The sequence below is a fragment of the Gemella haemolysans genome (assembly GCF_012273215.1).
GTDB lineage: Bacteria > Bacillota > Bacilli > Staphylococcales > Gemellaceae > Gemella > Gemella haemolysans_A.
This window is the reverse complement of record NZ_CP050965.1, coordinates 39,999-53,942: the sequence shown is the minus strand read 5'-3', so window position 1 is coordinate 53,942 and position 13,944 is coordinate 39,999. Positions and strand designations below refer to the sequence as shown.

The following is a 13,944-nucleotide window of genomic DNA, read 5'->3' as shown; positions in this document are numbered from 1 at the left end:
TCCTCCTTTATGGTAATTGTGTAGGCCATGGTTCGGATGTTAAATAAGATACTGCACTCACTCTTATATCTCTAATATCTCTATCTGTTGGAATAGGGTCGTTAAATGTGAATTGAATGTAATTTGAGTCATTTACTCCACCTAAATACCAAACACCGTAAGGTCTTCCTTTATCGTCGTACGTACCACCAACTAATGACGCTTCACTTCTGAAGCCTGAAGGTATTCCGTCGACAGGTAATACTTTAGTTCCTCTTTCACCACTACTTTTATGTTCTACGTATCCTGCTCCACCACGTCTGACTATTCCAAACCAGCCCCATTGAAGCCCTCCAAAATTGTAAGTCACTAAGTTGTTAACACGTCTTATTTTAATCGTTGAAGTTCTACCCTCAACAGTTAATTTTGAAGTTGAGTTAAGTGTTCGCCAACCAGTATCTCCAGTTAACACTTCCCACCCCTGATTTCCGCCGTTAGTAGTCTTAATCCATTTGAATGCTCCGTTAGTTTTGTTTTTGTCAATATACGTTGTACCAATTTCAGCTTCTACTACACCGTTCGGCATTCCAGTTCCGTGGATTTCATATTGACTAGCAGGTAGTGCAACGCTATTCCCACCACTAATGCTTAACACTCCATTTGTAAGAGACAATGTTTGATTTAAAGTTTCTAATTCTGACTTTTTAGCATATCCATCTAAATTCTGATGTTCTGTTAAATATCCTTTCTCAGTAAGTTCAGTTTTTGTAACAACACTATCTTTGAAAGAATTATACTCAGTCGCATCAACTTTTTTACTTAACTCTGACTTACTAACGGCAACATTTCTCAATGCTTCTAAATCGCTAGTTGTTGCAAGGTGTGTTAAGGTTTGATGTTCCGTTAAGTAATGCTTAGCTTCTAACTGTTCATTAGTGATAAAGTTTGATGTGTCAATGTTAGGTTTACTCTCTAACGTTGTTAAACGTTGTTTAATATCAGTATCATTGTATAATTCTGACTTCTTAGCGTACTCTTCTAATGATTGATGTTGAGTTAAATAGTGCTTATTCTCTAATTGTTCACTAGTAACATAGTTTGTTAAGTCCACATTAGATTTATTTTCAAGATTAGTTACACGCTGTCTTAACTCACTGTCATTATAAACTGTATCTTTGTCTTGCTTAGCTTCCAACACATCTAATCTATTATTAACTTCTGTTAATGGTTGATGTTCAGTTAAGTAGTTCTTGCTTGCTAGTTCATCTTTAGTAACTAAATTTGAGATATCTGAGATGTAATTCTTACTAGCTAATTCATCTTTAGTTACCACGTGATCTAAACTTTGATGTGTTGTAAGATATCCTTTGTTAGTTAGTTCATCTTTAGTCACAAATTCTGAAGTATCTATAGGTGGTTTATTCTCTAAATTAGTAACACGATTTCTTAAATCTGTGTCATCATATTTAGTGTCCTTATCTTCCTTACCTTCTAGAGCTACTACTCTATTTCTTAAATCTGAGTCATCATATGCACCGCCCTCAATTGCTTTACTTTCTAACGCTGTAACACGTTCATTTAGTGTACTGTCGTTGTATGGTTGCGGTATTTCTGATTTTAAGGCATAGTTTGATAAATCTTGATGTGAAGTTAGATATGCTTTGTTATTTAATTCTTCTTCAGTCACATAATGTTTATTGTTTAATTCTTCCTTAGTCACCGTATTAGCTAACTCTTCTTTTGTTGCTAAATTACTAATATCTTGATGTAAAGTTAAATAACCTTTGCTTTCTAACTCTTCCTTAGTTACTACATTTTCTAAAGATTGATGTTGAGTAAGATATCCTTTACTATTTAACTTTTCTTCAGTAACAAAAACAGAAGTATCAACCGCAGGCTTATTCTCAAGTTCTGTAAGTCTGTGTTTTACTTCTGTATCATCATATTTAGTATCTTTATCTTCTTTGCTTTCCAACGTTACAACACGATTTCTTAAATCGCTATCGTCATATGCTCCACCCTCGATAGCTTTGCTCTCAAGTGCCGTGACACGTTCTTTAAGCGGTGTATCGTTGTATAATTCTGACTTCTTAGCGTACTCTGATAAATCTTGATGTGCCGTTAGATATTGTTTCTCTTCTAATTCTTGCTTAGTAACTAGATTATCCAGTGATTGATGTTCTGTTAAGAAATTCTTAGCTGTTAATTCATCCCTAGTAACAAGGTTTGAAGTGTCAACTGTTGGTTGACTGTTCCTAACCTCTTGCAACTCCTCTTTAGTAGCCAAATTGCTTATATCAGAAATGTAATGTTTGTTCTCTAGCTCCTCTTTAGTCACAAGGTTGTCAGCTAATGGTTGACCACCACTAACATTTCTTAGTTCTTCTTTAGTGGCGTATCCAGATAGGTCTACAGGAGGTTTATTCTCAAGCGTTGTAAGTCTTTCTTTAACTTCGCTATCGTCATATACCGTATCCTTATCAGTCTTAAGTTCTAACGCTAGTAATCTGTTCTTAACTAACTCAAAATTAGTATTATCTACTGCTTCTGACTTTTTAGCATACAATTCTTCAGCCTTAACCTCTGTTAATAGTCCTTCTGTTGCTATTCCACCAACATTTTTTAACGCTTCTTTTAGTTCTTCTTTTGTCACAACGTCTAATCTATCGACAATAACTGTGTTGTTGATAAATCTTTCTTTAACTTCATATCGACTCATTTTATGAATTTCAGATACTTTTACTTTAAACTTAAATCTGAATGTGTCAGATGTTCTTTGTTCTTCATCGAAATATAAGTAACAAATTACCGTTTCATTTTGAGTAATTAAAGTAGTATCAAAAGTCACATGTACTTTATTTCCTTCTACCGTTCCAGTAGTCTTCCATACTTTATTACTTTCTGTAAATTTAAACAAAGCTATAACTTTTTCAGTCGTAAGTGTGTCGTTTAATATCTCAAACTCAAATGATCCGTTATTTTTGTCATAAGAATAAAGTTCTGAATAGCTATCCTCAGTCTTACGTTCCCTTGTAGTGTTGTTAAAATCTAATTTAATTAATTTTTTCATCTATTATTCCTTCTTTCCGTCAAGTTCGTCTCTTAACTTTTCTAATCGTTTCTTAATACCAGTTGGAAACGGCACACCTAAAACACTTAGATTTTCTATTAGCGATAAGCAATAACTCAGTGTGAAGAATAGTAAAAATGCTGTCCCTGCCTCATTAAAACCTAAATATAATACATAAGGATATACAGTAATACACATAACCCATACAGTTATATGTTGAATTAAACCTCTTCTATTAATAGTTGAATTAAGTGTCCTTGATACAAAAGCCTTTGCTACACCAGTCAACACATCTAGCACTATCATTAATGTAAAAGCATGCATGTAAACATCTTTCGTTAAATGGTAATATCGTTCAGCTAACTCTGGTAATGTAATTTCCATTAATTAAACTCCTTTCTTTGCAAAATAAAAGAGGGCTTTAAGCCCCCTCTTTAGCTAGATGTTCTAAATCCATATCGATTAAGCATTCTCTGACTTTATCTTTAAGGAATTTAGGTACTTGTGCAAACGTACGTTTCCCTTTTGCTATATTAATTGCGAATAGCATTGCCATCATTACTGTCACCTCCTTCACTTGTATTTTTAGGTTGTGAATTATCTTCATGGTGTTCAGCCTCCAAACTTCCGCTCATTTGTGTTATTAAATCCATTAAAGAACCTTGTGTTATTTCAAGTTCTTTTTTCATCTTATCCATTTCAGCCAATTTAGTGTCTAGTACTTTAAGTTTTTCATCAACTTTATTAAATCGTTCATTCTCAGCACGATTAGGGAATGTATCTTGATAAAATTTCTCTAACACTAAATTAACTAAATCATAATCAGAATGCTTTGATAAATCACCATCTAAATTTTTAGTGATAATAATCGACATATCTTCATTTGTAATTTGAACCCTTGTTTTTGGGTTGTCTACACCAAGTTCAAATCCATTTTTCCAAGCTAGTTTAAACATTTTCTTCTTCTCCTTTTGGTCTACTTATTGCGTCCGTTAACTGAATAAGTTCGCGTCGTTGCCACTCAGTTAAAATTTGAGATAAAATCCCAACCATTACAAATGGAGGCACGCCGTTTTCATTTCCAGTAATCTCAATAAATTTTGTAATATCATTTTTTGCATTTGTAAATTTTAATTCAATAGGTTCATTCATCCTTTTATCCTCCAATTAGTATTCCGTTTTTAAATGTTAAGTTTCTAGTCCACCAGCGAATTCCACCGTCTCCAGTGTTTTCTATGTTTGAAACAACTGAAATAGTCCCGTCTAGTCCATCCATAATGTTGAACCAAGAAGTCCTTGTTTTAAAGTACCATATTTCATTCCACCTAAAATTAGTATTACAACCTGCATTTAATGTATCAGCGTATGTATCACCAACCGAACCGGAAGTATAGTACCATTTCCAAGTGTAATGGTTATCTGTCCTTTTTTGCTTATAAGCCCAACCCATGAACCATCCATCATACTCAAGGTGAAATTGTATACCTTTTTTATTACGATCTAGTTTGTAATATCCTGTTCCCATGTTTCCTAATTCATATCCGTCACGCCAAAACGTATAATTTCCATCATCTATCCTTGCACGCAAATTATTTTGTGTGTTAGAACCTTCATAAAAGTTCAATCCTCCATCTTCAAATTGAACATAATTTGAAATTCCGTTCCATGCAACTCTTACATAATAAGCATTTTGGGAAAGTGTAGTACCGAAATTACCAGTATTAACAGAACTTTCTATCCTGTCTGATAAGACTTTTAGTTCTGATTTTGTAACTAGACTTTCAAGGTCTCGTTTATTAGCATAATTGTTTGAAAGGTATGCATTAGTTGGATAATTAGTTAATTTACTTTCAATTTCTTTTCTAGCACTAAGTGTAACGGAGTCTTTAGTTTGGTCAATCATACTACTAATATCTATTAACGAGTTTTGAGTAGCTAGAGTTACACCAAAACGTACTTCGTAAAGTCTCACGTTGGTTATTTTTAATGAATTTGTATTATGGAAAATATAAAAATTATCGTTAAAAAGTTCTTTAAAAATATACTCGTTATCTTTTAGTTTTAACTCTTCTGTAAACTGTTTAGTTCCAAATGAATAAAGTGCAAGAATACCGTCGTCACCACTTGAAAACCATTTATCAGATGGTAAACTTGCTAAGTCAAATCGCACTAAGAAAAATTTACCTTTTGCACCTGTTATATTATGATTTATTTTATAAGAGTAAAAACTAGTTTGGTTAGTTGCTGATCCCAACGATGTGAAACGATTATTTTGTTCTATGAATTCTCTATAGTCTCCCTCATATATTTCAACGTTATTCACTTGTGAAAATTCCCCTAAAGGATAAATGTTGACTCTGTTTTGTTCTGTCGCATAATCGACCACCCAAACATTCCGACCATCTTTTAACCATTGTTCACCACCCCCGCTTTTAGCTCCGTACACTTTAGTTCGCTGATGAACATCATTTTTTTTAAATGAAACATCTAATATAATAGTATACTTGGTGTTAGCCTTAAGGTTTGGCGAAACGTTAAAGTATAAATCATTACCTGATTTAGTTTTATTGTTAGAAAAATCTTCAGTACATAAATTTGGTGCTTTAACTATAGTTTTAATCTCTTTACCTTTAATTTCTCCAATAACAGATTTGAAACTATCTAAGGTACTTTCAAAAGTTTTGAATTTCTTAATCGTTTCTTTAACATCTTCAACATTTGGTACGTTATCTAACCTTGCGGTAGAAACAATTTCTAAACCTTTATAATTTACCGTTGCTATTGCGGATAAGGTTTCTCCATTCTTCTCACCATCACCCCAAAAGCCATAATCTATAGTTCCATCTCTGAGTGTTCTAAGATTATCTTGAGTAAGCCAACTACTATTTACACCGCTTGTATATCTTACATTTGTAGTAAAGTCATTAACCTCTTTACCGTCATAAAATAACACTAGGTTTAATCTAACGTTTTTAGTTACATTATTGATGTAATTTCCACTAAACCATAGATTAGCTGTTAGCGTGTGACCTTGTAAGTCTTCATATGCTGGTGTCCATTCTGTCGCAACTTCACTTATTTCTAATTTTATGTTGTCAATATAAAAATTAATAAGTTGTCTAGTGGGCGCATGTAACATTACTATACACTCATCAATATCTGTTTTAGCTGTGAACGTTCGAGAAATGCGTTTATATTTTTTTATTTTAAAATTCTCCGTCGCTAAATCTATAATTTGCTCTTCCTTAACAGGAGGCACTAAGCTATTTTTATCGAAATACTGTAAACCTACTTTTAACGGTGCATTTTGTGTTAAAGCGTCTTTACCCAAGTCCATTGATAAAGTTAACTTATCACCCTTTTTAGCTTCTAATTTAAATTGGAAACTTTTGAGACCTTTATAGTCAGCATTAGCAGTACCCCAAATGTGCAACCCTCTTCCAAAATGCGTTTTTGCATGCTCAAAACTAGAATTTAAACCGCTATTAGTTAACACATCTTCCCATTTATTAAATGCCGAAGAAAAATTAGAATTAGGCAACCAATTTATATTAATTGACTTACCGTCCTGTCCATCTCTACCATCTCTACCATTTTGACCATTTTCACCTTTAATTTTGACCCACTTATAACGGCGGTAATCATTGCTATCAGCAAGTTCAAAATCACTGTAAGTTCCTATGTACTCTTTACCGTTGCTATTAGTAGTACTAAAATCAACATCTCCTGTAGGTGAATTAGCGTATGCGGTGTGTAAATAGCTAGTTCTACCATCAGCACCTCTAACTCCCGGTACTCCTTGGCGACCATCTTCACCTTTTATCTTACTCCAAGTATATGAGGTTGGAGTTGTTGGAGGTGTCGCACTAGCCCCAGTGTAAATACCTATATATTTTAGATTAGAGTCATCACTCATATTAGCTCCGTTTGAATTGTCGCTATATTTTCTATGAATGTAACTATTAACGCCGTTATATCCTCTTACTCTAGTCCATTCATATTCACTCATATTAGTTGGTGCTACTGCTTTATCACCTGTATAAATTCCTATATATAATGAATTACTATTATCAGTCATTGGGCCTGCAAGTACATCGTTAGTATATTTCTTATGAATATAACTACTTTTTCCATCTTGTCCTTTAAGTGTCGATTTTTTACTTTCAACAACCCTTTCAATCTCAGAACTCATTTGTTGCCTTAAACCGTTAGAATCATTTACAAAACTATTAAATTTTGTTTCACTAACCATACCCTTTCTTATTTCACTAACAGCACTACTGTTTAATTGTTCAAAGGAAAGACTACCTGTTGTTATTCTAGCGGCGTCAAGTTCTATGATTTTTGCTATTGCGGTAGCTAAGTTTTGAGTTGAAACACTTGAGTCTGTAATTTTAGTTATTAAACCCTCAATATTCCCAGTTGATGTCTTTAAAACCCACTGATTATTTTCATAAATATATAAGTCTGTGAATGCTCCGTTGGGCTTAAACCATGTATCACCATCTTTCGGATTAGTTGGTTCAACGGTATCAGCATAAACATAATTACCTGAAGCACCTAATCGAGCATTAATAAACTCAATTTGACGTTCAACTGTTCCTTTATATTCTGTTGTTGAAGTTGTAGTCCCCTTAACATTAGCCCCTATAGTAGACTTTAAACCACCGCTATAAGATAGTTTTAACTCTAATATAGGAAAAGCACGATAAGAGCCGTTAGCTATTTCTATAGAAACCCAATCACCCACTTCAACAAACGGATCACCACGCCAATTTAATTTAAAAGGGTTAAATCTTAATCTTGAATACTCTGAGAAGATAGAATTTAACCACCCTTGAGTCATTAACGGGTTAGTAAGTTTAACCTGTGTACCTAACGGGCTTCCAACAGCTAATATTGTTTTCTCTTGGTTATTTAAACTGATAGAAATACCGTTAATTCTGTATTCTACCTCATCCACTTCCAAACCTTTTAAAAGGTAAGAACCTTTTGAGATTTGTTTTTGAGTTCTATTTAATTTTCTAAACTCTAATTCACCATTATTATTAAAAATTACAAAAGCTCCTACTGTCTGTGCTAAGTAACCTAACATTTCTCTATAAGTAACTTTTTCTAACTTTTTACTAAAACTAGGTAAGCTTGTTATATTAAGATTATTATTAACCCTCAGATTACAGCTATTAGCTATTTCCTGAACTATATTCCTTCCTAAGGTTGGATAAAGTAAAGTAGAAGTGTATTTATCATTTAAAAAAGCCATCTTATCAATGGCCTTTAACGTTGTTGTTTTGTTGTTTCTATCAAGTTTTATTTCAGTTAAGAAGAACTCTCCAATTTGTCTCTCGACAATTCCACTAGATGTTTGAACAGAAAATGAAACCCTTATAAGTTCTTTTTCTTCTAGCCCTTCTATTAATCTCTTGAATTTAATATCTACTGTTGAAGCATTTGTAGCACCAATAGTAAGTGTATTACCTGAGATTGAACTAACATAATCTATCGATGAAATATCATCAGATAATTTCTGACCTTTTATTGTTACGTTCCCAGTAATTCGTCTTGAGGGTGCATTTATTGCTTCTTGATAGCTTGTATTGTTGTTAAACATATTAACCTACCTTTCTATGAAATTCATTTTTAAACCGCTCCATGGTTTGAATTTTTCACTAAAACTATAAGCTGGAGAACTCCTATCCCCAACGTAAAATGTTTTTGTTGTTTGACCTATGATAGGGTCAGGGTAGGAAACTGAGAAGAATTCACTTGTAACACTACTTAATAAGGTACTCATTTCAGATTGAGTTAAAAAACCCCATTCACACTCTAATTTTCGTTTAGTTGTGACTCTATCTCTAACCATATTACCGTTAGCATCTCGTCCTGTTTCTCCATCGATATCTTGAATAGATACTTGAAATGATTTAGGAGTAACAATTGTTACTCCATTAATAATTAACTTTGCCATATTGTTCCTCCTAAATTTTTATAAGAGTTTGACCTACTCTTTCCTGTTCTTTATTGATTTCATCAATTGTAAATCTAGCGTACTCAGTGCCACCTAACTGGATCACGATATCACCAGTTAAACCGCCTGAGGTTGGTTGGTTATTTCCAATTACATCAGCAACAGCACTACTTACAACACGTCCCATTGTTTGTAAGAAACCAGTGTTTTCAAGAGGTACAACCGCTTCTTTACCAGCTTCCCCAATCATTGCAATGGTTGGGCTATCAACAATACCACCACGAGCAAGCCTTGGTAAGCTAATTCCGTTGATATATCCTAATGAAACCCCCGGTATAGCGTTAATAACTCCTATTACACCATTAATCATGTTAATGAATCCATTTACTATACTCTCAATAGTTCCTAATACCGCATTAACCGCCCCTTTAAAAGCTCCACCAACAGCACTTCCGACCATTTGACCAGCATTTACAAATATACTTTTTACAGTAGACCATACACCGCTGAAGAATGAACCTATAGAGCTAAATGCATTTTTAACCGCATTATATGCACTAGTGAAGGTATTTCCAAACCAACTGGCAACGTTACTAAGTGCATTTGTTACATCGTTCCATCTTGCACCAAACCAAGAGCCTAATGATTTAAATATACCTGTCAGACCATCCCAAGCACTTTGGAATTTATCTTTAAACCATTGACCTATAGGAGATAGAATGTTTTTAACCTCAGTCCATCTTTCATTGAACCATTGACCTATTATTTTAAATATATTTGTCAGATTATCCCAAGCATTTTGGAATTTCTCTCTAAACCAATCAGCTAGTGGAGATAAAATATTTTTAACATCATTCCACCTTTCACTAAACCATTGGCCTATATCTTTGAATATATTAACTATAAAGTCCCACGCTTGTTGGAATTTCTCGCTAAACCACTGTCCTACTGGTTCGAAAATTGCTTTAACAGCTTCCCATTTTTCAGTGAACCACTCTCCAATGTTACTCCACGCTTCTTTTATGCCTTCCCAAGCTTGATTAACCCAATCTTTTATAGCGTTCCAAACTTCTTCAGCATAGGCTTTTATCTCATCCCAGTGAGCATATAATAAATACCCAATTGTGATTATCGCCGCAATACCTAAGGCAATAAGCGTTAACGGAGAAGTTAAAAATGCAAATACTCCACCTAAGACTGTTGTAACCCCAGTAAGTATTGTTTCAACGACTGTTAAGGCCGTAAATGCACCTGATAGTAATATACTAGCACCTGAAAGAGCTGATAATGTCGCGGCTATTGCTGAAGCACCTTTTAATACCATCAACGCCGTTGCAAAACTACCGACTGCCACAACAACTGCTTCTATAGTCGTTTTATGTTCTTTACACCAGTCACCAAAATCTTTTACCACATCCATTAGTTTTTTCCACCATTCAGAAACAGTTTTTAGTGCTTCTAGCAAGGTTTCTCCTAATATTTTGACTATTTCTCCTAAAGATCCTGTAGCCAATTCAGATAATAGTTTTCCTACTGGGACAAGTACATTCTCCCACAAATCTTTTAAAACATCGAAAACAACACCAATTGCTTCACCTGTTTTTTCCATAGCTGGTTTTATATAATCTCTATATACATCATGAAATTTTTCTCCCAACTCTTTTAAAACTGGGTTTATATGATTATTCCATGCATTAGCTAATGTCGTTACAATTTCTGATATGCCTTTAAAGAAACTATCAATAAACGGTTTTATATGGTTATCGTATACATCATTAAATATTTTAAAAGCATCTCTTACAGCTTCTTTAAATGTCTCAAAGAAAGGTTTTAATGCATCTAACATACCAATGAAAGCATCTGTGATAGGTTGAGAATTTTCTCTAATTACACGTTCAATACCACCTAATAAATCTCTACCAAGTTTCAATCCAACATCAACAACACCCATTCCAGCATAAGTTAATGTTGAAATTATATTGGCTCCAATATCTGTTGACGGTTGACTGGTAATAGTATCATAGAAAATGTTTGAGATATCAGCGGCAATATTACCAATACTTCCTACTATATCTCCCATTTCTAAGAAACTTCGCATTAGCCAACTTTTTATGTCAAGTCTAGTTTCTTGCAACGATTTGTTAAGACTTTCAGCGATAAATACGGCTATTCCTAACACAACGTTAGCTAACGCCGCTGTTGTTTGTCCTAATGCAAATGCTAGTCGTTCTAAGAACGTTCCGGCCGTTCGTGCAACTAAACCATCACCAAATATTATTTCTAGAGACTCTTTAATGCCCATAAGTGATTTTTTTAGTTGATCAATACCTTCTTCTCTGAAAGTAAGTTTCCAACCAAGTTTAAATAAGTTTTTTAAATGCTCAAGAAAAGCTAATAAAGGTTTAAGTTTTTCAAGAAGTCCATCAAACATAGTGTTATATTTTGTACCTCTGTCAGAAATGTCTATATCAGGTAAAATATCTTTACCGCCAGCACCTTTTCCTTTACCGCCTTTACCTCCTCCGCCACCTCCTCCAGAGTTGTCGTCAGAGTCATCATTCTTTTTATTTAATAGGTTAATTTCATCAAACCCCATTAAACCTCTTAGTTCTTTTACTGCTTTTTTAGCGGCTTTACCTGCTTTACCTACATTGTCAGCTAGGTTTCCAGCTCCTCCACCAGCATCGTCTAAATTATCAGCTAAATCTCCAGCCGCATTCCCTGCACCTTGCAACCCTTGGGTAGCATTATTTACAGCCCCTGCAACTCCATCAGTACTACTTACTTTTTTATCAAATAGTAATTGAATGAATTCGGCCAACTTCGCCGTTGCTGTTCGAATAACACCAGCAAATGCATTTAAAGTAGGCATAATAGCATTAATTATAGGTAAAAACGCATTACCAATATTTAATGCTGAGTCTTTCATTAAAGCTTTAAATGTTGATATTCTATTGTTGACGTTATCTTGTAATGTATCGCCATAACGTTTTGTTGCTTGTTCTAAAATTGCCATCAACCTTATTTGTTGCTGTGTTTGGAAGTCTAATTGTTCCCAACTTTGACCATTAGCAAACTTTTTAAACGCCTCTGTACTTTCAATCATTTTAACTTGAACCATTACCCCTAAGTCTTCAATAGCTTCTGTATTACCAAGTAAACCGCTTCGGATACGTTCCATAACGTCAGTCATAGTTCGTCCTGTTCCCTGTGCAATGATTGAAGATGTTTCTAACAGTTTAGCTGTATAGCCTGCTAATTTATCTTGATTTTTAATGAAACCAGCCAGTATATTTCCATAGGTTGATCCGTATTTTATAGCCTCAGCCTTACTCATATTAAAAGCTAATGCATTGTTTTCAGCCCATTTTAAGAAAGCTTGAGAACTTTCGCCCATAAGCCGTTGAATTTGGTTCATAGAAGCTTGAACTTCTAACGCTGTTTGAACTGAATATTTACCTAATTGATACAACTCTTTAGCTAGAAACCCTAAAGCGGCTACTTTTGCTAAATCTGAAAACATACTTTTTAAACCGCTAAGTTTATTTTTTACGTTATTAGTTGATTGAGTTACTGTATTCTCCATTTCTTTCATTTTTTGTTGAAATGGTTTCAATTCAGCGTCAATCACGACTTTTAATTCTTCTAATGTTGCCATTTGTTCCTCCTTTCTCAGGTAAAATAAAAAAGCCAATCATTATTGATTGACTTTAACTTTGATATCCGACTGCTAGACACTATAGCATATTATTAGCCCGCTGAGAATTAAACCTCATTGCAAATTCTCTCATTCGTTCCTTATGTAATTCTAATTCATACTCAACACGTTTTTTCTCGATTTCTTCTTTTTCTTTCTCGAAAACATAGTCAGGAGCACAATTCCATAATTCGGGTGGTTTAGCGTCTTTACTTAACATAGGTGCTAACCATTCAACAACACTTTTAGCTAAATAATAATCACGGATATATTCATTTTTTCTGTTAAATTCTAATACACGATTTCTACTATCGATAATATCTGTTATTTCTTGTATTGAATATTCCCAAAATAAAGTAGGAGTTATCCCTACATCTAGTGCAATAGGGTATAACTCCCCGATATATTCAGTCATAGTCTCTATTATTTTAGAACTTTGACTTTTTCCGCTTTCTTCTCTTCCTTCGGAATAAAACCCGAGTCTTGCATTAACGGAATTAATACTTCCATTAATAAATCCATTTGATCGTGTCCTTCATCTAAATAATCGTCAAAAATATTCATTACATCATCAAATTTTAACCCATGTTGATATTTTGTAATAGCACCATGTAATACATACAACATAGTTTTTAATGGAGGTAACGGGAAGTCATCATTAAAATTAAAGATTTTAACAATATTTACCCCTAAATTCTCCTCAAGCTTACATACTGCTGATGTTGTTAATTTTAGTTTATATTCCTCTTTACCTACTTGCCAAGTTGTGTATGGTTTCTTTGTCATCTATGCTAATTTCCTTTCTTATCTTATTACATTGCTACTGAAGCGTCTGCGAATACTAAATCTGACTGTAAAGCAACTTTTAGTGTAAATTCAATAACACCATTTACACCACCACCGCCAAGTTTTACTGAAACTTGACCACTAAATGTTACTGTTGTTCCATCTGGGTATGTTTGTTTAAAGTTAAGAACTTTTTTAGCGTCCATAGCTTTGCGTAATACTCTAAATGGTGATGTTGCTGTTTTATTTTCATACTTGAATTTGTATTCTAGTTCCCCAGCGTCTCCAATTCCTAACTCATATTGTTTTACAGTATCAGCTAGTGTTGTATTCTCTACTTTCTCAGGTTCAACCCCAAGTTCAGGTACTTCTTTAAGCCCTGTTAATAGAGTATAACCGCTTGTTGATTCACTGTATTCTAATTTAATTCCATTTGCTAACATA

11 protein-coding genes are annotated in these 13,944 nt (G+C 33.9%); all 11 read right to left on the bottom strand.

The genetic code is table 11. The features are described 5' to 3' along the window. Nucleotides 1-7 precede the first annotated feature (7 nt). The 11 genes from FOC48_RS09730 to FOC48_RS00345 all read right to left on the bottom strand — a co-directional run bounded on the left by FOC48_RS09730 (nucleotide 8) and on the right by FOC48_RS00345 (nucleotide 13,943). Nucleotides 8-3,049, bottom strand: coding sequence for a hypothetical protein (locus FOC48_RS09730; protein WP_216842917.1), 3,042 nt, complete (start codon nucleotides 3,047-3,049; stop codon nucleotides 8-10). 3 nt (nucleotides 3,050-3,052) lie between these two features. Further along, complete coding sequence (locus FOC48_RS00390) at nucleotides 3,053-3,433, bottom strand: phage holin family protein (RefSeq protein WP_003147981.1); 381 nt, start codon at nucleotides 3,431-3,433, stop codon at nucleotides 3,053-3,055. Between the two features lie 37 nt (nucleotides 3,434-3,470). Beyond that, nucleotides 3,471-3,608 carry a CD1375 family protein gene (locus FOC48_RS00385; RefSeq protein ID WP_003147983.1) on the bottom strand — a complete coding sequence of 46 codons (138 nt, stop codon included), beginning with the start codon at nucleotides 3,606-3,608 and terminating at the stop codon, nucleotides 3,471-3,473. Further along, a complete protein-coding gene (locus FOC48_RS00380) occupies nucleotides 3,583-4,005 on the bottom strand; it encodes a DUF1366 domain-containing protein (protein WP_003147984.1) in 423 nt (140 codons plus the stop codon). Before FOC48_RS00380 ends, FOC48_RS00385 begins: the two co-directional genes overlap by 26 nt. Beyond that, a complete protein-coding gene (locus tag FOC48_RS00375; protein WP_003147985.1) occupies nucleotides 3,998-4,201 on the bottom strand; it encodes a hypothetical protein in 204 nt (67 codons plus the stop codon). The genes FOC48_RS00380 and FOC48_RS00375 overlap by 8 nt, the downstream gene beginning before the upstream one ends. A gap of 4 nt (nucleotides 4,202-4,205) precedes the next feature. Continuing rightward, complete coding sequence (locus tag FOC48_RS00370) at nucleotides 4,206-8,660, bottom strand: hypothetical protein (protein ID WP_003147986.1); 4,455 nt, start codon at nucleotides 8,658-8,660, stop codon at nucleotides 4,206-4,208. 6 nt (nucleotides 8,661-8,666) lie between these two features. Next, a complete protein-coding gene (locus tag FOC48_RS00365; protein WP_003147987.1) occupies nucleotides 8,667-9,017 on the bottom strand; it encodes a DUF6711 family protein in 351 nt (116 codons plus the stop codon). A 10-nt stretch (nucleotides 9,018-9,027) separates the two neighbouring features. After that, nucleotides 9,028-12,675, bottom strand: coding sequence for a hypothetical protein (locus tag FOC48_RS00360; RefSeq protein ID WP_003147988.1), 3,648 nt, complete (start codon nucleotides 12,673-12,675; stop codon nucleotides 9,028-9,030). Between the two features lie 79 nt (nucleotides 12,676-12,754). Beyond that, nucleotides 12,755-13,129, bottom strand: a complete 375-nt coding sequence (locus FOC48_RS00355; RefSeq protein WP_003147989.1) for a hypothetical protein — start codon at nucleotides 13,127-13,129, stop codon at nucleotides 12,755-12,757. Nucleotides 13,130-13,137: 8 nt separating this feature from the next. Continuing rightward, entirely contained in the window at nucleotides 13,138-13,500 is a 363-nt protein-coding gene (locus FOC48_RS00350; RefSeq protein ID WP_003147990.1) for a DUF6096 family protein, read from the bottom strand. A 26-nt stretch (nucleotides 13,501-13,526) separates the two neighbouring features. After that, nucleotides 13,527-13,943 carry a phage tail tube protein gene (locus tag FOC48_RS00345; RefSeq protein ID WP_003147992.1) on the bottom strand — a complete coding sequence of 139 codons (417 nt, stop codon included), beginning with the start codon at nucleotides 13,941-13,943 and terminating at the stop codon, nucleotides 13,527-13,529. Nucleotide 13,944: the final 1 nt, after the last annotated feature.